Origin of the sequence: Guyparkeria sp., from assembly GCF_046540515.1 — a bacterium.
Lineage (GTDB): Bacteria > Pseudomonadota > Gammaproteobacteria > Halothiobacillales > Halothiobacillaceae > Guyparkeria.
Map to the genome: position 1 here is coordinate 12,804 of NZ_JBKHFB010000011.1, position 20,839 is coordinate 33,642.

General features: G+C 67.2%; 21 protein-coding genes and 1 tRNA gene. 11 read left to right on the forward strand and 11 right to left on the reverse strand.

What is annotated here, in order from left to right; translation table 11 throughout:
* Positions 1–18: 18 nt before the first annotated feature.
* On the forward strand, positions 19–459 hold the full coding sequence (locus ACLFRM_RS02485) for a YtoQ family protein (protein ID WP_410754124.1): 441 nt from the start codon (positions 19–21) through the stop codon (positions 457–459).
* A gap of 236 nt (positions 460–695) precedes the next feature.
* On the opposite strand, the gene ACLFRM_RS02490 is transcribed toward ACLFRM_RS02485, so the two are convergent.
* The 3 genes from ACLFRM_RS02490 to icd all read right to left on the reverse strand — a co-directional run bounded on the left by ACLFRM_RS02490 (position 696) and on the right by icd (position 2,392).
* A tRNA-Arg gene (locus ACLFRM_RS02490) sits at positions 696–772 on the reverse strand.
* A 60-nt stretch (positions 773–832) separates the two neighbouring features.
* Entirely contained in the window at positions 833–1,021 is a 189-nt protein-coding gene (locus ACLFRM_RS02495) for a CPXCG motif-containing cysteine-rich protein (protein WP_410754125.1), read from the reverse strand.
* Positions 1,022–1,135: 114 nt separating this feature from the next.
* Positions 1,136–2,392 (reverse strand): NADP-dependent isocitrate dehydrogenase, encoded by a 1,257-nt coding sequence (icd, locus tag ACLFRM_RS02500; RefSeq protein ID WP_410754127.1) that lies wholly within the window; start codon positions 2,390–2,392, stop codon positions 1,136–1,138.
* A 308-nt stretch (positions 2,393–2,700) separates the two neighbouring features.
* Between icd and groES the strand changes: the two genes are divergently transcribed.
* From groES to ACLFRM_RS02515, 3 genes are all read left to right on the forward strand, one after another.
* The gene (groES, locus tag ACLFRM_RS02505) at positions 2,701–2,991 is read left to right on the forward strand and encodes a co-chaperone GroES (RefSeq protein WP_410754128.1); all 291 of its coding nucleotides are present in this window, start codon (positions 2,701–2,703) and stop codon (positions 2,989–2,991) included.
* A 58-nt stretch (positions 2,992–3,049) separates the two neighbouring features.
* Positions 3,050–4,693: a chaperonin GroEL gene (gene groL, locus ACLFRM_RS02510; RefSeq protein WP_410754130.1), complete on the forward strand. Its 1,644-nt coding sequence runs from the start codon at positions 3,050–3,052 to the stop codon at positions 4,691–4,693.
* Between the two features lie 110 nt (positions 4,694–4,803).
* Positions 4,804–5,247 (forward strand): nucleoside deaminase, encoded by a 444-nt coding sequence (locus tag ACLFRM_RS02515; RefSeq protein WP_410754131.1) that lies wholly within the window; start codon positions 4,804–4,806, stop codon positions 5,245–5,247.
* Between the two features lie 25 nt (positions 5,248–5,272).
* Here the strand turns inward: ACLFRM_RS02515 and ACLFRM_RS02520 are convergent, their stop codons facing one another.
* Both ACLFRM_RS02520 and ACLFRM_RS02525 read right to left on the reverse strand, forming a co-directional pair.
* A complete protein-coding gene (locus tag ACLFRM_RS02520; RefSeq protein WP_410754133.1) occupies positions 5,273–5,815 on the reverse strand; it encodes a TIGR00645 family protein in 543 nt (180 codons plus the stop codon).
* Positions 5,816–5,894: 79 nt separating this feature from the next.
* Positions 5,895–6,905: a complex I NDUFA9 subunit family protein gene (locus tag ACLFRM_RS02525; protein WP_410754134.1), complete on the reverse strand. Its 1,011-nt coding sequence runs from the start codon at positions 6,903–6,905 to the stop codon at positions 5,895–5,897.
* A 105-nt stretch (positions 6,906–7,010) separates the two neighbouring features.
* Here ACLFRM_RS02525 and hemG point away from each other — a divergent pair, with 105 nt between their 5' ends.
* Positions 7,011–8,432: a protoporphyrinogen oxidase gene (gene hemG, locus ACLFRM_RS02530; protein WP_410754136.1), complete on the forward strand. Its 1,422-nt coding sequence runs from the start codon at positions 7,011–7,013 to the stop codon at positions 8,430–8,432.
* 25 nt (positions 8,433–8,457) lie between these two features.
* Here hemG and ACLFRM_RS02535 read toward each other — a convergent pair whose 3' ends face one another.
* On the reverse strand, positions 8,458–8,970 hold the full coding sequence (locus tag ACLFRM_RS02535; protein ID WP_410754137.1) for an FxsA family protein: 513 nt from the start codon (positions 8,968–8,970) through the stop codon (positions 8,458–8,460).
* A gap of 245 nt (positions 8,971–9,215) precedes the next feature.
* Here ACLFRM_RS02535 and cutA point away from each other — a divergent pair, with 245 nt between their 5' ends.
* The 6 genes from cutA (at position 9,216) to prmA (ending at position 15,397) form a co-directional block, all read left to right on the forward strand.
* Positions 9,216–9,551: a divalent-cation tolerance protein CutA gene (cutA, locus tag ACLFRM_RS02540; RefSeq protein ID WP_410754139.1), complete on the forward strand. Its 336-nt coding sequence runs from the start codon at positions 9,216–9,218 to the stop codon at positions 9,549–9,551.
* Positions 9,530–11,926, forward strand: a complete 2,397-nt coding sequence (gene dsbD, locus ACLFRM_RS02545; RefSeq protein ID WP_410754141.1) for a protein-disulfide reductase DsbD — start codon at positions 9,530–9,532, stop codon at positions 11,924–11,926. Before cutA ends, dsbD begins: the two co-directional genes overlap by 22 nt.
* A gap of 221 nt (positions 11,927–12,147) precedes the next feature.
* Positions 12,148–12,597 carry a type II 3-dehydroquinate dehydratase gene (gene aroQ, locus ACLFRM_RS02550; protein WP_410754143.1) on the forward strand — a complete coding sequence of 150 codons (450 nt, stop codon included), beginning with the start codon at positions 12,148–12,150 and terminating at the stop codon, positions 12,595–12,597.
* A 29-nt stretch (positions 12,598–12,626) separates the two neighbouring features.
* Complete coding sequence (gene accB / locus ACLFRM_RS02555) at positions 12,627–13,079, forward strand: acetyl-CoA carboxylase biotin carboxyl carrier protein (protein ID WP_410754145.1); 453 nt, start codon at positions 12,627–12,629, stop codon at positions 13,077–13,079.
* 72 nt (positions 13,080–13,151) lie between these two features.
* Positions 13,152–14,498, forward strand: a complete 1,347-nt coding sequence (gene accC / locus ACLFRM_RS02560) for an acetyl-CoA carboxylase biotin carboxylase subunit (protein ID WP_410754147.1) — start codon at positions 13,152–13,154, stop codon at positions 14,496–14,498.
* A complete protein-coding gene (prmA, locus tag ACLFRM_RS02565; protein ID WP_410754148.1) occupies positions 14,498–15,397 on the forward strand; it encodes a 50S ribosomal protein L11 methyltransferase in 900 nt (299 codons plus the stop codon). The genes accC and prmA overlap by 1 nt, the downstream gene beginning before the upstream one ends.
* A 9-nt stretch (positions 15,398–15,406) precedes the next feature.
* On the opposite strand, the gene ACLFRM_RS02570 is transcribed toward prmA, so the two are convergent.
* From ACLFRM_RS02570 to ACLFRM_RS02590, 5 genes are read right to left on the reverse strand one after another with little or no spacing between them, the layout of a single operon-like run.
* Positions 15,407–16,291, reverse strand: coding sequence for a potassium channel family protein (locus ACLFRM_RS02570; protein WP_410754149.1), 885 nt, complete (start codon positions 16,289–16,291; stop codon positions 15,407–15,409).
* 4 nt (positions 16,292–16,295) lie between these two features.
* Positions 16,296–17,486: an FAD-dependent oxidoreductase gene (locus ACLFRM_RS02575; RefSeq protein WP_410754150.1), complete on the reverse strand. Its 1,191-nt coding sequence runs from the start codon at positions 17,484–17,486 to the stop codon at positions 16,296–16,298.
* On the reverse strand, positions 17,486–18,709 hold the full coding sequence (locus ACLFRM_RS02580) for an FAD-dependent monooxygenase (RefSeq protein ID WP_410754151.1): 1,224 nt from the start codon (positions 18,707–18,709) through the stop codon (positions 17,486–17,488). Before ACLFRM_RS02580 ends, ACLFRM_RS02575 begins: the two co-directional genes overlap by 1 nt.
* A 33-nt stretch (positions 18,710–18,742) precedes the next feature.
* Positions 18,743–20,095, reverse strand: coding sequence for an aminopeptidase P N-terminal domain-containing protein (locus ACLFRM_RS02585; protein WP_410754152.1), 1,353 nt, complete (start codon positions 20,093–20,095; stop codon positions 18,743–18,745).
* 36 nt (positions 20,096–20,131) lie between these two features.
* Positions 20,132–20,680: a UPF0149 family protein gene (locus tag ACLFRM_RS02590; protein ID WP_410754153.1), complete on the reverse strand. Its 549-nt coding sequence runs from the start codon at positions 20,678–20,680 to the stop codon at positions 20,132–20,134.
* Positions 20,681–20,839 lie beyond the last annotated feature (159 nt).

The following is a 20,839-nucleotide window of genomic DNA, read 5'->3' on the forward strand; positions in this document are numbered from 1 at the left end:
TCGACCCAGGAGACATCGATGAGCCTTACCGTTTACCTGTCAGGGGAAATCCACACCGACTGGCGCGAACAGATCGAGCAAGGCGCACGCGATGCCGGTCTGGATATCACCTTCACCCGCCCGGTCACCGATCACGCCGCCAGTGACGCCGCCGGCGACCTGCTCGGCGAGGAAGAGAAACAATTCTGGCGCGACCACAAGTCCGCCAAGGTCAACGCCATCCGCATCAAGACGTTGATCGAACAGGCCGACGTCGTGGTGGTGCGCTTCGGCGACAAGTACAAGCAATGGAACGCAGCCTTCGACGCCGGCTACACCGCGGCACTGGGCACGCCCTACATCACCCTGCACGACGAGGATATCGTCCACCCGCTCAAGGAGGTCGATGCCGCCGCCATGGCCTGGGCGACCACGCCGGAGCAGGTGGTCGGCATCCTCGAGCACGTCCTGCGCGACTGACGCATCCAAAAGAAAACCCCGCACGAGGCGGGGCAACAAGGAGTGAGAGAAAAATCACCAAGCGAGAGCGGCCCTGATGGAGCACCTGAGGGAGGCAGGCATCCGCTCGTGGTTGGTGCCTGACCTGAAAAGCCGTCCGCACCCGACCACGTTTCCACGATGCCGAGAGCATGTGACACGGTGATGTCTTTCACGCCCTGATGTTCAACCGACGCGGAACGCGTCATGAAGCTGTCTGGCGCCGAAGGCAGGATTCGAACCTGCGACCTACCGCTTAGGAGGCGGTTGCTCTATCCAGCTGAGCTACATCGGCAGTCTGGAGGCGGCAGCATGGTATCACGCGTGGCGAACAGCCCTCCAGATGGGGATGTATCTACTCGTTCTCCTGGTGCAGTTCCAGGATCGGGCCTTCGGCGCTCCACTCGATGGTGACCACGATAGGCTGGCAGCAGACGCTGCAGTCCTCGACGAAGGTCTGCTCGCCGGCGCTGGTATCGATCGAGAAGTCGACCGGCTCGCCGCAGTAAGGGCAGACGGCACTGGCGTCGATGAGTGGTTCCATGAGGCGCCTCCTGAACGCGACACAGGGTCTGTTCCCTGCCCCTCAAAAGTAGCAGGCGCGCCCGGAAATACCCGGACGCGCCTGCGATCTCACTCTGGCGTTGCCGAACGCGGATCAGCCCATCTGGCGAATCAGTTCCTCGCCGAAGGCCTTGCAGCCGACCTGGTTGGGCTTGTCCATCAGGCGGGCGAGATCGCCGGTGACGTTGCCGCTGGCGATCGCGCCTTCCATCGCCTTTATGACCGCATCGGCCGCCTCGGTCCAGCCGAGGTGGCGCAGCATCATCTCGGCCGACAGGATGACCGACGACGGGTTGGCGAGGTCCTTGCCGGCGATGTCCGGCGCGGTACCGTGGGTGGCCTCGAACATCGCCACCGTGTCCGAGAGGTTGGCACCAGGGGCGATGCCGATGCCGCCGACCTGGGCGGCCAGGGCATCGGAGACGTAGTCACCGTTGAGGTTCAGGGTGGCGACCACGTCGTACTCTTCCGGTACCAGCAGGATCTGCTGCAGGAAGGCATCGGCGATCGAGTCCTTGATGACGATGTCACGGCCGGTGTCGGGGTTCTTGAGCGTCATCCAGGGGCCGCCGTCGAGCGGCTCGGCACCGAACTCATCACGCGCGAGCTCGTAGCCCCAGTTCTTGAAGGCCCCTTCGGTGAATTTCATGATGTTGCCCTTGTGCACCAGGGTGACCGACTCGCGGTCGTTGGCGATCGCGTACTCGATCGCGCGGCGCACCAGGCGCTTGGTGCCGTCCTCGGAGACCGGCTTGATGCCGATGCCGGAGCTCTCCGGGAAGCGGATGTTCTCGACATTCATTTCCTTGGTCAGAAAATCGATCACCTTCTTGACTTCCGGGGTGCCCGCGGCCCACTCGATACCGGCGTAGATGTCCTCGGAGTTCTCGCGGAAGATGACCATGTCGGTCTTCTCCGGGTGCTTGACCGGGCTCGGGGTGCCGGTGAAGTAGCGCACCGGGCGCAGGCAGACGTAGAGGTCGAGCTTCTGGCGCAGGGCGACGTTGAGCGAGCGAAAGCCGCCACCGACCGGCGTGGTCAGCGGGCCCTTGATGGAGACGACGTAGTCGCGGATCGCCTCCATGGTCTCGGCGGGCAGGCCGCTGCCGTCCGGGTAGACTTCAGTCGATTTCTCGCCGGCGTAGACCTCCATCCAGGCGATCTGGCGCTTGCCGCCGTAGGCCTTCTCGACGGCCGCGTCGATGACCTTTTTCATCACCGGGGTCACGTCGATGCCGATGCCGTCACCCTCGATGAACGGGATGATCGGCCGGTCCGGCACGGTCAAGGCGCCATCGGCGGTGACGGTGATCTTGTCGCCTTCGGGGATGGTGATCTTCTCGAAGCTCATGTTCTCTCTCCTGGCTGGATGCGTGTTTGGCAGACGGCCGACCGGCCCCGCTCGAGTTGGCCGGCATTATACCGGTTCACGTGATCCCGCCGAGGCGCGCCGTCAGCCCGCATGCGCCCCTGCATTCGCGCAGACGCGGCGCCGGTGAATTTTTTTCGTCCCCACCTCTTGAAATCACCCGGGCCGCTCCTAATATTGGCACTCGAGTCGGGCGAGTGCTAACAAGGCCCTCGAGGCCACGCCCTTCGTCCCGGCGCGCTCAAACTTGTCGACATCCTTTTTTCTGTGTCAACGCATGGAGTAACCGCATGAAAATCCGTCCTTTGCATGATCGTGTGCTGGTAAAGCGCGAAGAAGAAGAACGCAAGACCGCCTCTGGCATCGTTCTGCCGGACTCGGCTGCCGAGAAGCCGAACCGTGGCGAGATCGTCGCCGCCGGCCCGGGCAAGTCGAACGACAAGGGTGAAGTCCGCGCCATGGGCGTGAAGGTCGGCGACAAGGTGCTGTTCAGCCAGTACGCCGGCACGAAGGTCAAGGTCGAAGACGACGAACTGCTGATGATGGGCGAAGACGACATCCTCGCCGTCATCGAAGAGTAATCCCTCGGCGAGTTTTCTCTCCGAACGGTAACGAATCAGCACAAGGAGCATATTGAATATGTCTGCCAAAGAAGTCCGCTTTTCCACCAGTGCCCGCGATCGCATGCTGCGTGGCGTCAACACCCTGGCCGACGCGGTCAAGGTCACCCTGGGCCCGAAGGGTCGTAACGTCGTCATCGAGAAGAGCTTCGGCGCGCCGGCCGTGACCAAGGACGGCGTTTCCGTCGCCCGCGAGATCGAGCTGGAGGACAAGTTCGAGAACATGGGCGCGCAGATGGTCAAGGAAGTCTCTTCCCAGACCGCCGACGTCGCCGGTGACGGCACCACCACCGCGACCGTGCTGGCCGCCGCCATCGTCCGCGAGGGCGTCAAGGCCGTCGCCGCCGGCATGAACCCGATGGACCTCAAGCGCGGCATCGACCGTGCCGTCGAGGCCGCCGTGGGCGAGCTGAAGAACCTGTCCAAGCCCTGCACCGACAACAAGGCGATCGCCCAGGTCGCCACCATCTCCGCGAACTCCGACAAGAAGGTCGGCGAGATCATCGCCGAGGCCATGGAGCGCGTGGGCAAGGACGGCGTGATCACCGTCGAGGAAGGCTCGGGCTTCGAGGACGAGCTGGACGTGGTCGAGGGCATGCAGTTCGACCGTGGCTACCTCTCGCCCTACTTCGTCAACAACCAGAAGCAGATGCTGGTCGAGCTCGAGGATCCGTACATCCTCCTGCACGACAAGAAGATCTCGAACATCCGTGATCTCCTGCCGGCACTGGAAGGCGCCTCCAAGGCGAACAAGCCGCTGCTGATCGTCGCCGAGGACATCGAGGGCGAGGCGCTGGCCACGCTGGTCATCAACGCCATGCGCGGCATCGTCAAGGTCGCGGCCGTCAAGGCACCGGGCTTCGGCGACCGCCGCAAGGCCATGCTGCAGGATCTGGCCATCGTCACCGGCGGCCAGGTGATCTCCGACGAAGTCGGCCTGACCCTCGAGAAGGTCACCCTGGATGACCTGGGTACCGCCAAGCGCGTCGTGGTCTCCAAGGAGAACACCACCATCATCGACGGCTCCGGCACCAAGGACGACATCGAGACCCGCGTCGAGCAGATCCGCGCCCAGATCGAGAACACCTCCTCCGAGTACGACAAGGAGAAGCTCCAGGAGCGCATCGCGAAGCTGGCCGGCGGCGTGGCCGTCATCAAGGTCGGTGCCGCGACCGAGGTCGAGATGAAGGAGAAGAAGGACCGTGTCGACGACGCGCTGCACGCCACCCGTGCCGCCGTCGAGGAAGGCGTGGTTCCGGGCGGCGGTGTCGCGCTGATCCGCGCGCTGGCCAGCCTCGGCGAACTCAAGGGCGACAACGTCGACCAGCAGACCGGCATCTCCATCGCCCTGCGCGCCATGGAAGACCCGCTGCGCTTCATCGTCGCGAACTCCGGTGGCGAACCGTCCGTGGTCGTCCAGGGCGTGCGTCAGGGAGAAGGCAACTACGGCTACAACGCCGCCAACGGCGAGTACGGCGACATGGTCGAGATGGGCATCCTGGACCCGACCAAGGTCACCCGTACCGCCCTGCAGAACGCCGCGTCGGTTGCCGGCCTGATGATCACCACCGAGTGCATGATCGCCGATCTGCCGAGCAAGGACGACGGCGGCACCCCGCCGGCCGACATGAGCGGCATGGGCGGGATGCCCGGCATGATGTAAGACCGGCCGTTCCGGCCGAACCGGCCGGACACCGCTTACCGGAAACCCCGCCATTGGCGGGGTTTTTTTCGTATCGTGGAGGCGTCAGGTTTTTCACGGAGGCGCCCAGCATGAGCCAAGATCCCTTTCTCGATGCCGCACTTGAAGAAGCCCGGGCGAGCCGTGACGAGGGCGGCATTCCCATCGGTTCGGTGCTGGTGCATGACGGCAAGATCGTCGGGCGCGGCCACAATCGCCGCGTGCAGGCCGGCAGCAGCATTCTCCACGGCGAGATGGATGCACTGGAGAATGCCGGGCGCCACTCGGCCGCGTTCTACCGGGAGTGCACCCTCTACACGACGCTCTCGCCCTGCCCGATGTGTTCGGGAGCGATTCTGCTGTACGGCATTCCGCGGGTGGTGATCGGCGAGAACCGGACCTTCCTGGGCGAGGAGGAATGGTTGAAAGGCCGCGGTGTCCGCGTGGAGGTCGAGGAAGACCCTCGCTGCATCGAGCTGATGCAGCGGTTCATCGAGACGCACCCGGACCTCTGGAACGAGGACATCGGGGAATGAGGGGAGAGGCCGGCTGGCGCCGGTGTCAGTGGCCCTTGCCCTGCAGGCGGTCCATCACCGCGTAGAGCACCCCGGAGATGACGAAGGTCAGGTGGATGCCCACCATCCAGGCGAGATCCCGGTCGGAAAGGTTGTCGACGTTCATGAAGGATTTCAGCAACTCGATCCCCGAGATGGCGACGATCGAGCCGATCACCTTGATCTTGAGGTCGGTGAAGCCGATGTGTCCCATCCATTCCGGCCGATCGTGGTGGCTGTGCAGGTCCTCCATCTTGGAGACGAAGTTCTCGTAGCCCGAGAAAATGATGATGATCAGGAGATTCATGATCAGGGCCACGTCGACCAGCGTGAGCACCCCGATGATGATCTCGGATTCCGCGAGCGTGAAGGCGTGGCTGCCCAGATGCCAGAGCTCGCTGCCGAACTTGACCAACAGCAACAGCATCGCCGCGACCAGGCCCAGATAGACGGGGGCCAGGATCCAGCGGCTGCCGAACAGGAAGTGTTCGAAGTAGTGCTCGGCGTTACTCGAGCGACGCGGGGCGGGGGTTGGTTTTTCCGATTCCACGGGCGGGCCTCGATTCGGTTTTCGACGACGATGAAACGCCCCGGAGAACGGGGCGCGACCCGGCTATCTTACCACCGGCTCAGCCGCGACGGGACGCGCTCTTTCCGGAACCACGCCCCTGAGGGGCGAGGTACCCCGGAGCGACGTCCTCGAGCCGGGTCGGCTCGCGCGGGCAATCCGGCGAGCAGGTGTTGTCGCGCTGCAGGGAATCCAGATTGTCCCGGCTGAACGGCTTGCCCGGCAGCCACTCCATCACCCGCGCCTGGATGCGCGACAGCCACATCGGCAGCCCGACCACCCAACGCGGGTGGCCGCTGGTCCGCGCCGCATAGCGCACCAGCTCGCCGAGCGAGTAGTCATGCGGGCCGCAGAGATCGTAGCGCGCGTCGACCGCCTGCGGTTCGTCGATCGCCTCGACGAAGCGGCGCACCACATCGCCGACGTAGACCGGCGAGAAACGCGCCCCGGCGCAGGCCAGCGGGAAGATGCCGGGCATCAGTTTCGCCAGGCCCGCAAAGCGGTTGAGGAAGGAGTCGCCGGGGCCGAACATCACCGAGGGGCGGAAGCTGGTGACGGCGATGTCGTGCTTGCGCCCGAAGCGGTGCACCCAGTTCTCGGCCTTGCCCTTGCTCCGCTGGTAGTGGCTGACACCTTCGTCCTCGTCCGCGCCCAGCGCACTCATGTGCAGATAGCGCGGCACACCCGCATCCGCCGCGGCATGCAGCGCGGCCTTGGTCAGCTTGATGTGCACCCGCTCGAAGCCCTTGCCGTCGTGTCGACGCTCGTTGAGGATGCCGACCAGGTTGACCAGCAGGTCGGCGCCCTCGAGAAGATCGGCCAGCTCGGGCGCGCCGCGGTGAGTGGCCAGGTCCGACCGGGCCGGTGGATGCATGTCGACCAGCACCACGCTCGGCCACAGCTCCATGTCGCGATGACGCGCGGCAAAGCGGCTTGGCACGACGACCTCCCAGCCACGTCGGGAGAGTTCCCGCACCAGATTCCGGCCCACGAAACCGGTCCCGCCGAGGACCACGGCCCGGGGCAAGCCCTCGGGTTCATTGCTGCCACCAACGGCGTGCGATTCGTCCATAACGTCCCTGGCAGTCGGACTGCCGAAATTGATCGAACCGGTAGAGTACACTCGAGCCCCCGGACAGACATAGCAGCAACGATGACGGCCACGCCACGGAACGCCATGACAGCAAGCAATCACGACACCCCCGAGCAGACGCAATCGACCGACACCCTGGTGATCGGCGCCGGTGCCAGCGGGCTGGCCACTGCCTGGGCGCTCGCGCGTGACGGCCGCCCGGTGACCGTCCTCGAGGCCGCCGACACCCCCGGCGGCAACATCCGGAGTCGCCGCGACGACCATTGGCAGATCGAGATCGGGCCCAACACCCTGATGGTCAAGCCGCCGCTGTATCAATTGCTCGAGGAACTCGGCCTGACCGAGGAGGCGACCTTCGCCGGCGAGGCGGGCAAGAAACGCTACATCGCCAAGGGCAAGCGGATGTACCCCCTGCCCACCCATCCGCTCAAGGCCCCGTTCAGCCCGCTGCTCGGCCCGCGCAGCATTGCCCGGATCCTGCGTGAGCCCTGGGTGCGCCGCGGCACCGGCGAGGAGACGCTCGCCCAGTTCGTCGAACGTCGCCTCGGTCGGCACATCCTCGACTACCTGGTCGACCCGTTCGTCTCGGGCGTCTACGCCGGCGACCCGGCCCGGCTGTCGGTCGAAGCGGCAATGCCGAAACTCGCCGCGCTCGAGCGCGAGCACGGCTCGCTGATCCGCGGCGGATTCGCCACGATGAAACGGGCGAAGCAGGATCGCCGCGCGGGCAAGGAGTCGATGCCACGCGACTGGCGCGGCAAGCTGATCAGCTTTCCCGGCGGCATCCAGACCCTCACCGACCGGCTCGCCGCCGAGATCGACGCGACCGACGGCGGCACCATCGCCTGCGGGCGTCGGGTGGAGACCGTCCAGCCGGTCGACGGCGGCTGGTGCGCGATCGAACAGGACGGCACCCGCTGGCGGGCCCGCCGACTGGTGCTGGCCACCCCGGCCCACGTGAGTGCCGCGCTCCTGCGTCCGCTCGATCCCCTGCTGGCCGAGCCGCTCGACGAGATCGTCTACCCGCCGGTCGCCTCGGTCGCCCTGGGATTTCCATCGGGCGTGCTGGCCCACTCGCTGGACGGCTTCGGCGTGCTGATTCCGCGTCGCGAGGGGCGTCGCACGCTGGGCGCGCTGTTTTCCTCGACACTGTTCCCCAATCGCGCCCCGTACGGTCACAAGCTGATCACCGCCTTCATTGGCGGGCGACAGGACCCGGAGGCGCTGGAGATGAGCGATGCGGAGCTGGTCCGGCAGGTCGGCAAGGACCTGGGCGACCTGCTGGGCATCGAGGGGGAACCGGTGTGGCAGCGCGTCAGCCGCTGGGAGCGGGCGATCCCGCAGTACGAACTGGGGCACCTGGCCCGGATCGAGCGCCTCGACCAGGCCCTCGAACATCACCCCGGCCTGTCATTGATCGGCAACTGGCGCGAGGGCATCGCGGTGGGCGACTGTCTCGAGAACGGTCAGGCGCTTGCCCGACGGATCCTCGCCGACGAGGGCTGACGCGGTGAACCGCGCGCCATCGGGATCAGCGGCGACCCCGGTCCCGGTCGAGACGATGGGGGTCGCCCGAGCTGTTCGGCTCGTTCCGGCGGATGTCGTCGGGATCGGCATCGTAGACCTTGCCGTCGCCCGATCCGAAGGGCCCCTGAGGCCCGCCGCCGAACCCGCCACGCTCGACCACGACCTGCTGCAACCGGCCCGTCAACCAGGCGCCGAACGCCAGCCGGCGCAGGAAAGGCGTGACCAGCACCAGCCCGAGCACGTCGGTCAGCGGGCCGGGCAGCAACAGCATCAGCCCGCCGACGAAATTGGCCGCCACCCCCAGCCCGTCGATCTCCCCTCGCCCGGTGGCCGCCACGTCGCGTTGCGCACGCGCCAGCGCGTTCGGCCCGGCCGTGCGCATCAGCCACGCCCCCCAGACGCCGGTGGCGACGATCCACGACAGCGTGACGAGAAACCCCATGGCCGCGCCCATCGCGATCAGCAGCACGAGCTCCACGAGGGGCAGGAAGAGGATGAATCCGGACAGTTTTCGCATGACTTCTCGGCGGTGAGATGGATTTGTTTGCCGTCTATCGAATGTGGCGCTAGGCTTCGGGGCAACACCGGCGCGAACGTACCCGGGCGACGAAACCCGGCAATGGCCGCTTGCCTGCGAAGCGATCCGCGCCCAGGCCGGCCCTTCGAATCAGCCGCCTGGCGGAACGTCGATGCGCCGGCAGCGACCCAAGATCGGGCCACAACGGTCAAAAACCGGCCCAACGAGCCAACGCACAGACAGTAATGACGATCGAGCAAAGCACAATAGCACTGGTCATCACGACGCTGGACGACCCGAAGGCGGCCGACGAGTTCAGTGCCCGCCTGCTGGCCGAGGGACTGATCGCCTGCGTGAACACCGTCGGCCCGGTCCGCTCGGCCTATCACTGGCAGGGCGAGCTGTGCCGCGACGAGGAGTACCAGCTCCACATGAAGACCAGTCTCGACCGCATCGACGACCTCAAGGAGGCGATCGAGCGTCATCATCCCTACGACTGCCCCGAGGTGGTCATTCTGCCCGCCGAAAGCAGCCAGTCCTACTCCGAATGGGTTCAGCAATGCGTGCAAACCACTCCCTGACCGCACCCTGGGTGCGAATCGCCGCCTTCCTGCTAGCCACCGCTGCCCTCGCGTGGCAGACGGCGGCAAACGCCCAGCCCGAACTGCTGGGCCCCGAGGAGGCCTTCGGCATCGAGGCCAGCCACGACGACGGTGAACTGCGCCTCGACTTCCGCGTGGTCGAGGGCTACCACCTCTACCAGGACAAGCTGAAGATCCGTGGCGGCGATGCGGTCGAACTCGGAGAGCCGCAACTGCCCGAGGCCGTCATCGACGACGACCCGGTCTTCGGCGAAACGCCGGTGTACAAGGAAGACTTCACCGCGCGTGTCCCGGTCGAATCCGCCCCGGGCGGCGAGGCGACCGTCACCGTCGAGTACCAGGGCTGTTCCGACATCCACGGGGTCTGCTACCCGCCCGAGACGCACGAACTGACCGTCGACATACCCGAAACCGGCGCCGGCGAGGGCGCGTCGGCAGCCGAGGAGAAGAGCAGCGAATCGGCACCGTCCGGCGCGGAATCCCGAGACGGCGGGATCGGCCTGGACGGTCTTGGCGGTGGCGACAACGAGCCGATGGATCCGGAGAAGGCCTTCGTCCCCGAGGTGATCATCGATGGCGAGAGCGTGTTCGTCCGCTTCGACATCACGCCCGAGTACTACCTGTACCGTGAGCGCACCAAGGCGGCTGTCGGTGACGGCGCCGAGATCAGGGCGGCACACATCGGCGAGGGCGAGCGCAAGGACGATCCCAACTTCGGTACCGTCCGGATCTTCCACGACCAGCTGGAAACCGAACTGGCCGTGAAGGCCGATGCCCCTTACACCCTGGTGATCGGCTACCAGGGCTGCGCGGACATGGGCCTGTGCTACCCGCCGATGGAAAAGGCCTGGCGCATCGATCCGGCCGCGGGCGACGCCGAGCGCCTCGACGAGGTCCCGGACGATATCGGTGGACTCACCCCGCTCGAAGAGATGCCGGCACTGGGCGACGAGGCGTCCGAGGCACCGTCCGGGTCCGACGCTTCCGACAAGGGAGAAGAGCGTGACCAGGACGCCTCGGAGGCCGCCGAGCGGGCCCCGGCCGGCTCGGAAACCGACATGATCACCCAGCGGCTGGTCGAGGGTACCCCCTGGGCGATCGTGCTGGGCTTCTTGGTCTTCGGCCTGCTGCTGGCCTTCACGCCCTGCGTGTTCCCGATGATCCCGATCCTCTCGGGCATCATCGCGGGTCACGGCGAGCACATCACCACCCGCAAGGCCTTCGTGCTCTCGGTGGTCTACGTGCTCGCCATGGCACTCACCTACACCGTCGCCGGTGTGCTCGCCGGGCTGTTCGGCGCCAACCTGCAGGCCGCCTTCCAGAACCCCTGGGTCCTGTCGGTGTTCGCCGCGATCTTCGTCGCGCTGGCCTTCTCGATGTTCGGCTTCTTCGAGTTGCAACTGCCTTCCTCGATCCAGTCGCGCATCATGCAGGTACAGAACCGGCAGCAGGGCGGCACGCTCACCGGCGTGGCCGTGATGGGCTTCCTCTCGGCGTTGATCGTCGGCCCCTGCATGGCCCCGCCGCTGGCCGGCGCGCTGATCTACATCGGCCAGACCGGTGACGCGGTCATCGGCGGGCTGGCGCTGTTCGCCCTGTCGATCGGCATGGGCCTGCCGCTGATACTCGTCGGCACGCTGGGCGGCAAGTACCTGCCCAGGGCCGGTGGCTGGATGGACGCGGTCAAGGCGGTCTTCGGCGTACTGTTCCTCGCGGTGGCCATCTGGATGCTCGAGCGCTTCCTGCCGGCGGCCGTCACCCAGCTGATGTGGGCCGTGCTGCTGATTGCCTCGGCGGTCTACATGGGGGCGACCGAGTCGCTGCGAGAGGCCGCCTCCGGCTGGCTGCGCCTGTGGAAGTCGCTCGGACTGGTACTGCTCCTCTGGGGGGCGCTGATACTGGTCGGCGTGGCCGCCGGCGCCAAGGGAACGCCACTTGCACCGCTGTCCGGCATCTCGCTCGGCGGGGGCGGCAGCGAGACCGCGGAACTCGAGTTCCGTCAGGTCGACGACGAGGCCGAACTCGACGAGGCGCTGGCCCAGGCGAAGGATGCCGGTCAGCCGGTGATGCTCGACTTCTACGCTGACTGGTGCGTCACCTGCAAGGAGATGGAGCACAACACCTTCAGCGATCCGGAGGTAATCGAATCCCTGAACGGATTTCTGGTGCTGCAGGCCGACGTGACCGCCAACAACGCCGATCACAAGGCCCTGCTCAAGCGCTTCGACCTCTACGGCCCGCCCGGCATCATCTTCTGGGATGCCGACGGCGAGAGGGTCCGCGAGCACTGGGTGGTCGGCTACCAGCCGCCCGACGAGTTCCTCGGCCACGTCTCGGCGGTGGCCGATCGCTGACCTCCCGGAGCCCCGCGATCGCGGGGCTCTTTTGCAACGGGTGCCCGCCACCCACACAAGTTCGTGAAAAATCGCCCAATGGGTGGCGATTGGCAAAAAAACGACGGCGAACGCGTGACTTCGACAACACCAACCGGCACAATGCGGGACAATCATCGACTCGTCGGGCACCGCCCCGGCGGGGACACGGTCATTCTGCCCGTCGACGAGAGCGAGTCTCCATGAAACGGATCCTGGTACTCAACGGCCCCAACCTCAATCGACTCGGCAGCCGCGAACCCGAGCGCTACGGACGACTGACGCTGGCCGATATCGGTCAGCGCCTCGACCGGGCCGCCGAGGGACAGGGGCTCGCCCTGGAGCACTTCCAGAGCAACCACGAGGGCGAGGCCATCGACCGGCTGCACCGCGCGGGCGACGAGGGGCTGGACGGGGTGCTGATCAACCCCGGCGCCTGGACCCACACCAGCGTGGCCCTGCGCGACGCCCTGCTCGCCATCGACCTGCCGTTCATCGAGATCCACCTCTCCAATATTCATGCCCGCGAGACGTTCCGGCAGCATTCCTATTTCTCGGACATTGCCGTCGGCAGCATCGTCGGGCTGGGCGCGCTGGGCTACGAACTGGCCCTCACCGCCCTGATCGCTCACCTGGACGCACCGTCCGCCTGATTCGAACGCACAACGCAAGAGAACCCGTCATGGATATCCGCAAGGTCAAGAAGCTGATCGAACTGCTCGAGGAGTCGGGCGTCGCCGAGATCGAGATCAAGGAGGGCGAGGAGTCGGTACGCATCTCGCGTCACTCGCAGCAGCCTGCCGTGATGCACGCCGCCGCGCCGGCCCCCGCGCCGCAGCCGGTCGCGCACGCGCCCGCACCGTCCGGCGAAGCGGCCCCGAGCGAGTCACCCGAGGCCAGCGGCAAGACCATCAACTCGCCGATGGTCGGCACCTTCTATCGCGCCTCCTCGCCGGACGCCAGCCCGTTCGTCGAGGTGGGCACCAGCGTCAGGAAGGGTGACACCATCTGCATCATCGAGGCGATGAAGATGTTCAACCAGATCGAGGCCGAGGTCGACGGCACGATCAAGGCCGTCCTGGTGGAAAACGGCCAGCCGGTGGAGTACGACCAGCCGCTGTTCGTGATCGAGTAAGGCCCGCCTGCCCGACCCGCATCCAGCCGCATTCGTCTTCCCAGGCTTCGTCTTTCCAGGAGTTTCCCCAAGATGCTGAACAAGGTCCTGATCGCCAACCGCGGCGAGATCGCGCTGCGGATCCTGCGCGCCTGCCGCGAGCTCGACATCGGCACCGTGGCCGTCCATTCCACCGCCGACCGCGACCTCAAGCACGTCCGTCTGGCCGACGAGTCGGTCTGCATCGGCGGCCCGCGATCGAACGAGTCCTATCTGAACGTCCCGGCGCTGATCGCCGCCGCGGAACTGACCGATTCATCGGCCATCCACCCGGGCTACGGCTTTCTCTCCGAGAACGCCGACTTCGCCGAGCGGGTCGAGGAATCCGGCTTCATCTTCATCGGCCCGACCGCCGAGTCCATTCGCATGATGGGCGACAAGGTCACCGCCAAGGAGACCATGCGTGCGGCGGGCGTGCCCTGCGTACCCGGCTCGGAGGGTGCGCTGGCCGACGATCCGGACGAGAACCATCGGCTGGCCCGCGAGATCGGCTACCCGGTCATCATCAAGGCCGCCGGCGGCGGGGGTGGTCGCGGCATGCGCGTGGTGCACACCGAGGCGCACCTCCACCACGCCATCGAGATGACCAGGAGCGAAGCCGGCGCGGCCTTCGGCAACGCGGCGGTCTACATGGAGAAGTTCCTCGAGCACCCGCGCCACATCGAGGTACAGATGCTCTCCGACGGCCAGGGCAACGCCATCCACCTGGGCGAGCGCGACTGCTCGATGCAGCGCCGCCACCAGAAGGTGATCGAGGAGGCGCCAGCCCCGGGCATTACGCCCGAGCAGCGCGCCAAGATCGGTGCGGTCTGCGTCGAGGCCTGCAAGCGGATGAACTACCGCGGTGCCGGTACCTTCGAGTTCCTGTACGAGAACGGCGAGTTCTATTTCATCGAGATGAACACCCGCCTGCAGGTCGAGCACCCGGTCACCGAGATGATCACCGGCATCGATCTGGTCAAGGAGCAGCTGGCGATCGCCGCGGGCGTGCCGCTGCAACTGACCCAGGACGACGTCGAGTTCCGCGGGCACGCGGTCGAGTGCCGCATCAACGCCGAGGACCCGGCCACGTTTGCGCCCAGCCCCGGCAAGATCACCAACCTGCACTTCCCGGGCGGACTGGGCGTGCGGGTCGACTCGCACATCTACAACGGCTACTCGGTACCGCCGTTCTACGACTCGATGATCGGCAAGCTGATCGCCCACGCCGGCGACCGCGAAGCGGCGATCCGCCGCATGAACGGCGCGCTCGAGGAAATGCTGATCGACGGCATCAAGACCAACATCCCGCTGCACCGCGAGCTGACGTCGGATGCCAACTTCATCGCCGGCGGCATGGACATCCACTTCCTGCACAAGCGCCTCGGAATCACTTCCTGATGGCCGACGAGTGGCAGCACCTCTGGCTTGACGTCCCACAAGCGGACGTCGAGGCGGTCGAAAACGCCCTGCTCGCTGCCGGCGCCCTGTCGGTCACCCTCGAGGAGCTTGGCGACGAGCCGGTGCTCGAACCGCAGCCGGGCGAGGCCCCGCTGTGGGCCGAGACCCGCGTGGTGGGACTGTTCGAGGGCAGTGTCTCGCCGGCGCACATCGTCGCCACGCTGCACGGAGTACTGCGCCCCGCCCTGCTCGACCGGCTGGGCCACGCGGTGTTCGACGAGGACGACTGGGTGCGCCGCACGCAGGCCGATTTCACCGCCATGCCGATCGGCGAACGGCTGATCATCGAACCGGCATGGGAGGAAGGCGGATCGTCCGGCGAGCGCATCGCGATCCGGCTGGACCCGGGACTGGCCTTCGGCACCGGCAAGCACGAGACCACGCGCCTGTGCCTGGAATGGCTGGAGACGCAGGAGATCGCCGGGCAGCACTGGCTGGACGCCGGTTGCGGCTCGGGGATCCTGGCGATCGCGGCCCTGCGTCTGGGCGCGCGGCAGGTCGACGGCACCGACATCGACCCGCAGGCACTCACCGCCAGCCGTGGCAACGCCGACCTCAACGATATCGATCCGTCGCGCTTCTCGCTGTACCTGGCCGACGAGTACCCCGCCGATCGTCAGGTCGACGGCCTGCTGGCCAACATCCTCGCCCCCACCCTGATCGAACTGGCCCCGATGCTCAGCGGCCACCTCAAGCCGGGTGCGGGCTTCGCGCTGTCCGGCATCCTCGCTCCTCAGGCCGATGCCGTGGCCGCGGCCTGGACGGCCGCCGGCAACGAGGTCACCACCTTCCGCGAGCTGGGCGACTGGGCGCTGGTAGCAGGGCACCGTCCGGCCTGAGTCGAGGCACTACCGTCCCGGTGGTTCGTGTTTGTTCTCGCTGTCGGCCAGACGAGACTCCTCGTCTCTTCGCGCCGCCAGATCGCGTTCCAGCAAGGCCTCGATCCGATCGAGCCGGGACAGCATCTGCATGTCGATGCGTTCCTCGTTCTGGGTGCTCGCCTCCATTCGCAGGCCGACAAGAAAGGCGGCGGTCGAGGCGCTGATCAGGGCCAGCCAGACAACCGCCAGACCAACGAACACGAACCCCATCGCCCGGGCGGCGTCAGTCTGAGGCACCAGGTCGCCATAGCCGACCGTCGACAAGGTGACCAGCGCCCACCAGGCCCCGTCACTGAAATCGTCGAAGGTCTGCGGGTCCAGTACCGGCATCAGGGAGCCTGCCAACACCAGCAGGAATGCCGTCATCAGCCCGATGGCGAAGAACACGTGCCGGCCCAGCTCGCGGAAGTAACGGCGCCCGAGCCGAAGTGCCGTAATCAACACCAGCAGCGCGCGCAGCAAGCGCAGCCCCAGCATGAACGCCACGGCCTCGATCAGGATCAACGGCAAACCAACGGCCACCACGGCGACCAGCAACCAGTTGGTCTTCAAGTAAAAGATCTTGTCCTTGACCAGGGCGAGCAGAATCAGCTGCTCGACCAGGAAAAACCCCCAGATGAGCTGATCGATCCAGAAGCCCTGCCCCACCTCGACCTGGCCTGTATGCTCCAGATACCACTGCACCGGGATCCACAGGGAAATCAGCAACAGGGGCAACTCGAGACGCATGGCCCAGCGGCGGGCCGCGTGATTCTCGTGATCGGCCACCCCGGCAATGCCGAGCAGCCGGGTCAATCGCAGCCCCCAGCTGATCAGAAGTCTCGCCGTCTGCTTTTCGGGCGATTCGAACAATGCCTTATTCGTCAAGGCGCTGACCTCCCGCCATCCGTGTCATCCAGCGACGCAGGGGCGGCACATTGGCCACCAGCTGGGTCGCCACGGTACGGGCGGCGATGGTGAGCGGATCGCGGCGGCGATAGCCCCAGTCAAAGCCATCCATCAACGACTGGACCAGGTGGTTGTCGGCACGGCGGCGACGCTCGTAGGCGCGTGCCAGTCGCACATCGCCGAGGCCTCGGTCGCCCAACTCGTCGATGACCGACGCCAATGCCGCCACATCGGCGAAACCGAGGTTCGCCCCCTGCCCCGCCAGCGGGTGAATCGAATGTGCCGCGTCCCCGACCAGCAACACGCGATCGGCCCAGTAGCGGTGGGCATGCAGGCGGCGGATCGGGAACCAGCCCTGATCCGCCACCCGCGTGATCTCGCCGAGCTCCTCGGGAAACGCGGCCATGGCCGACTCGCGCAATGCCTCGGGCGAGAGGGCGTGCCGGGCGCGCACCCGTTCGGGGGCGTCGTACCAGACCAGCGAGCCGCGAGGGCCGGCCAGGGGCAGGAACGCCTGCGGACCGTCCGGGGTGAAGCGCTGCCAGGTGATGTCCTGCTGCGGGTAGGCCGTCTCGACCGAGAGGATCTGCGCGGCGACCGCGTAGTCGCGACTGCTCGCACCGATGCCCGACGCCTCGCGCACCCAGGAGCGCTGTCCGTCCGCCCCGATCACGAGATCGGCGCGCAGCTCGCGTCCGTCGGCGAGCGTCAGAGCCACCTCCCGCTCGCCGGACTGTAGACGTTGCGGTTCGCTGCCGGTGAAGAACTCCACGTTGTCGAAGTCGCGCAACCGCGACCACAGCGCCAGCTGCACACGTCGATTCTCGACGATGTAACCCAGATACGGCCGCCCCACCTCGGCGGCATCGAAGGTCAGGTCGCCCGGGCCGGCGGCATCGAAGACCCGCATGCGCCGATAGAGGGCGGCGCGCTCGGCGCGAATGCTCGCCCAGGCGCCCAGCCGGTCGAGCAGCGCGATACTCGCCGGTGCCAGGGCCGAGACCCGCAGGTCGAAGGGATCGTCACCGGCCAGTGGCGCCGGCGGCTCGCGCTCGATCACGGCGACCTCGAGATCCGCCTGCGCCAGTGCCAGCGCGGTAGCGGCGCCGACCATGCCGCCCCCGACGACGATCACATCCACCCGGTGCACGGCCGCCATCAGGCGATCCCCCGCGTGGCGCGCACCAGGCGATTCTTGAATGGCAGCAGCCCGTCGAACACGGACAAGGTTCCGCCGCGCAGATGCCCCAGTCCCGGCAGGTCCAGCGAAAAACCGCGCACCAGGCCGTCGGTCAATCCGATCGTGCGCCGGTAGTCCGCCTCGCGCAGCGCGCGGTAACGAGCCAGGCGGGCCGGGTCGCCCGGATCGACCGGCGCACCGCGATCGGCACGCAGCACCCGCGCCAGGTCCCGGATATCGCGCAGGCAGAGATTGAAACCCTGCCCCGCGACCGGATGCAGGGCATGGGCGGCATTGCCCAGCACCACCAGCCGGTCGGCGACCGGCTCATTGGCGGTTACGAGGGTGAGCGGGTACTGGCCCCGCGGGGACAGCGCCGAGAAGCCGCCCAGACGGTGGCCGAAGGTCTCGTCCACGGCTCGGGCGAAGGCCTCGTCATCCAGCGTGGCCAGCCGCTCGGCCTCAGCGCAGCGCGCCACCCAGACCAGCGAGACCCGTCCCTCGGCGGCCGGCAGCACCGCCAGCGGGCCACCGGTGGTGAAGCACTCGAAGGCCACCCCGTCGTGCGGACGCGCCGGCATGGCGGTGGCCACCGTGGCGACCTGATCGTACTCGCGGCGGCGGACCGCCATGTCGGCCTGTTCGCGCACGGTGGAATCGGCGCCGTCCGCCGCGACCACCAGTCGCGCTCGGCGCGTCACTAGCCCTTCACCATCGACGTGGAACACGACGGTCGCACCGTCGGCATCGGTGTCGTGGTGCTCATAACGTGCCGGGCGGTGGTAACGGATCCGCCCGTCCCCCGCCGGCGGCGAGGCCAGCAGGGCTTCCAGGCGCTCGCCCAGCGCGCGGTTGGGCATCACGTACCCAAGCGCCTCGACGCCCGCCGAGCGGGCGGTAATGCGGGTCAGTCCGAAATGCCCCCGGTCGAACACCCGCACCTCGCGGATGCACTCGGCGGCCGCGGCGAGCGGTGCGTCGACCAGGCCGAGCGTGTCGAGGTACTGCCAGCCGGCATCGGCCACCGCGGTCAGGCGTCGGTCGAAACTGGCCGAGTCGTCCGGCTGACGCGGCTCGATCACCTCCACCGTCCAGCCGTCCGCGGCCAGGGCGCGCGCCAGCACGCCGCCGACCATGCCGCCACCGACGATCATCACGTCGGTGTCGAATGCTTCGTCTCGCACGGCCGAATCGCGTGTCATGCTGCGGTTCACTCCAGGGCTTGCTCCAGTGTTCTATTCGAGCGGCTGGCTGACGGGATCGCGCCGCCCGGCGAACAGCGCCTCGATCTCGTCGATCCGCTTGGGCACACCGCGGGTAAGCACCTCGAAACCATCATCGGTGACCAGCACGTCGTCCTCGATGCGGATGCCGATGCCGCGGTATGCCTCGGGAGCCTCCGACTGCGGGTCGATGTACAGGCCGGGCTCGACGGTCATCACCATGCCCGGCTCGAGTTCGCGCCAGTCGCCGTCGACACGGTAGCCGCCGACGTCGTGGACGTCCGAACCCAGCCAGTGGCCGGTGCGATGCATGAAGTAGGCACGGTAGCGCCCCGCCTCGATCGCCTCGTCGAGCGGCCCCTCGATCAGGCCGAGCTCGATCAGGCCCTCCGTGATCACGCGCACGGCGGCCTGGTGCGGGGCATCGAAGGACACGCCGGGGCCGATCGCCTCGATCGCGGCCAGCTGGGCGTCCAGCACCACCTGGTAGAGCGCCCGCTGCGGCTTGCTGAACGTGCCGCTGACCGGCCAGGTGCGGGTGATGTCGCCGGCGTAGTAGTCCACCTCGGCCCCGGCGTCGATCAAGACCAGCTCGCCGTCCTTGAGCTCGGCGGCGTTCGCCCGGTAATGGAGCACGCAGGCGTTGGCCCCGCCGGCGACGATCGGCGCGAACGACGGCTCACCGTGGGCGCTGGCGAACACCTTCTGCAGGATCGCGGCGATCTCGAACTCGAACAGTCCCGCGTGCACGCCCCGCGCGGCGGCGAGATGCGCCTCGACCGACACCGCCGCGGCCCGGCGCAACCGGTCGATCTCCTGCGCCGACTTGACCAGGCGTTGTTCGTGGATGGGGTCGGCCACGTCCCGGAGCGTCTGCGGCGGCTGTATCCCGGCCCGCGCTCCGCGGCGCAGCTCGTCGAACCAGCCGAGCGCCCGGACCACCCAGTCGTGCTCGTCGAAGGGCAGGTAGAGCTTGGAGTAGCCCTTGAGCAGCTCCGGCAGTCGCTCGTCGATCTCGTCGATCGCGAAGGCCTGGTCGATACCCAGTGTCGCCGGGGCGCGTTCGGTGCCGAGCTGCGGGCCTTCCCAGCGTTCGCGCTCCGGGTCGCGCGGGTGGACGAAGGCGACCACCTCGCCCTCGGGACGCTTGGGGCAGATCACCAGCAGCCCGTCCGGTTCGGCCAGGCCGGTGAGGTAGTAGAAGTCGCTCGACTGGCGAAACGGCCACGGGTTGTCGTGGTTGCGCCGCTGCTCGACGGCCGCCGGCACGATGGCCGCGCTGCGCTTGCCGATCGCCTTGATCAGGCGCTTGCGGCGGCGCTGGTATTCACGTCGCTCGGTGGGAGAAGGACCGATCAATTGCATTGGGTCGCTCGTGTCGGGAATCGATGGGGCGTCGGACTACTGCAGCCGCTGCGAGCCTGCCGTCTCGGGCACCGGCGGATGCAGCTGCAGGTACATCACGAGAAGCGCCGAGCTCAGGTACTCCTCGATCTGGTGGATATCGAAGGCGTCGTCCTCGGTCTTGACCGACTCGGGATCGAGCTGGGCGATGTCGCCGAGGTCGTCGAACACCTCGCGGGCTTCGTCCCCGAGCGCCCGGCGTGCCGGGCCGTTCTCGATCGCGTAGCCGTAGAGCACGCCTTGGGCGAAGTCGATCAGGCCCTCCACCTGCGCCTTGAGGCTGGCCTCCTCGTCGGCCAGCACCAGGTCGAGACCGAGGTTGTCGGCCGTGGTGACCTGCTCGACCAGGCGCTGGTAGAGCCCGGCAAGCTCGGCAGGCACCGCCTGCGGCGGCTCGTCTTCCTCGACCAGTTCGGCGAGCCAGCGCGACTGCTCGGTCGGTCCGCCGCCGATCCACATGCCGATCAGCACGCCATGCGCCTCGGCGGGGTTGGCCAGCGCACCGATGGAGTCGAGCGACTGCTGGATTCGTTGATATTCGGTCATTGCGCGTCTCAATACATGTTCGCCCGGATTGTTCGACCGCTCTGTCCGCCCGTCATGGCTACCCGGGCTCGGGGCCTCGCGACCCGACACATTGTCACCGCTTAGCTGGCCAAATGATAGACTCTCGGGGGACTTCGGGCGCTCGCCCACCCGTCACCC

What these genes read in the sequence shown, in the direction of transcription:
- ACLFRM_RS02485 (WP_410754124.1), top strand. Translation starts at nt 19, where the DNA reads ATGAGCCTTACCGTTTACCTGTCAGGGGAAATCCACACCGACTGGCGC.
- ACLFRM_RS02495 (WP_410754125.1), bottom strand. Translation starts at nt 1,021, where the DNA reads ATGGAACCACTCATCGACGCCAGTGCCGTCTGCCCTTACTGCGGCGAG.
- icd (WP_410754127.1), bottom strand. Translation starts at nt 2,392, where the DNA reads ATGAGCTTCGAGAAGATCACCATCCCCGAAGGCGACAAGATCACCGTC.
- groES (WP_410754128.1), top strand. Translation starts at nt 2,701, where the DNA reads ATGAAAATCCGTCCTTTGCATGATCGTGTGCTGGTAAAGCGCGAAGAA.
- groL (WP_410754130.1), top strand. Translation starts at nt 3,050, where the DNA reads ATGTCTGCCAAAGAAGTCCGCTTTTCCACCAGTGCCCGCGATCGCATG.
- ACLFRM_RS02515 (WP_410754131.1), top strand. Translation starts at nt 4,804, where the DNA reads ATGAGCCAAGATCCCTTTCTCGATGCCGCACTTGAAGAAGCCCGGGCG.
- ACLFRM_RS02525 (WP_410754134.1), bottom strand. Translation starts at nt 6,905, where the DNA reads ATGGACGAATCGCACGCCGTTGGTGGCAGCAATGAACCCGAGGGCTTG.
- hemG (WP_410754136.1), top strand. Translation starts at nt 7,011, where the DNA reads ATGACAGCAAGCAATCACGACACCCCCGAGCAGACGCAATCGACCGAC.
- ACLFRM_RS02535 (WP_410754137.1), bottom strand. Translation starts at nt 8,970, where the DNA reads ATGCGAAAACTGTCCGGATTCATCCTCTTCCTGCCCCTCGTGGAGCTC.
- cutA (WP_410754139.1), top strand. Translation starts at nt 9,216, where the DNA reads ATGACGATCGAGCAAAGCACAATAGCACTGGTCATCACGACGCTGGAC.
- dsbD (WP_410754141.1), top strand. Translation starts at nt 9,530, where the DNA reads ATGCGTGCAAACCACTCCCTGACCGCACCCTGGGTGCGAATCGCCGCC.
- aroQ (WP_410754143.1), top strand. Translation starts at nt 12,148, where the DNA reads ATGAAACGGATCCTGGTACTCAACGGCCCCAACCTCAATCGACTCGGC.
- accB (WP_410754145.1), top strand. Translation starts at nt 12,627, where the DNA reads ATGGATATCCGCAAGGTCAAGAAGCTGATCGAACTGCTCGAGGAGTCG.
- accC (WP_410754147.1), top strand. Translation starts at nt 13,152, where the DNA reads ATGCTGAACAAGGTCCTGATCGCCAACCGCGGCGAGATCGCGCTGCGG.
- prmA (WP_410754148.1), top strand. Translation starts at nt 14,498, where the DNA reads ATGGCCGACGAGTGGCAGCACCTCTGGCTTGACGTCCCACAAGCGGAC.
- ACLFRM_RS02575 (WP_410754150.1), bottom strand. Translation starts at nt 17,486, where the DNA reads ATGGCGGCCGTGCACCGGGTGGATGTGATCGTCGTCGGGGGCGGCATG.
- ACLFRM_RS02580 (WP_410754151.1), bottom strand. Translation starts at nt 18,709, where the DNA reads ATGACACGCGATTCGGCCGTGCGAGACGAAGCATTCGACACCGACGTG.
- ACLFRM_RS02585 (WP_410754152.1), bottom strand. Translation starts at nt 20,095, where the DNA reads ATGCAATTGATCGGTCCTTCTCCCACCGAGCGACGTGAATACCAGCGC.
- ACLFRM_RS02590 (WP_410754153.1), bottom strand. Translation starts at nt 20,680, where the DNA reads ATGACCGAATATCAACGAATCCAGCAGTCGCTCGACTCCATCGGTGCG.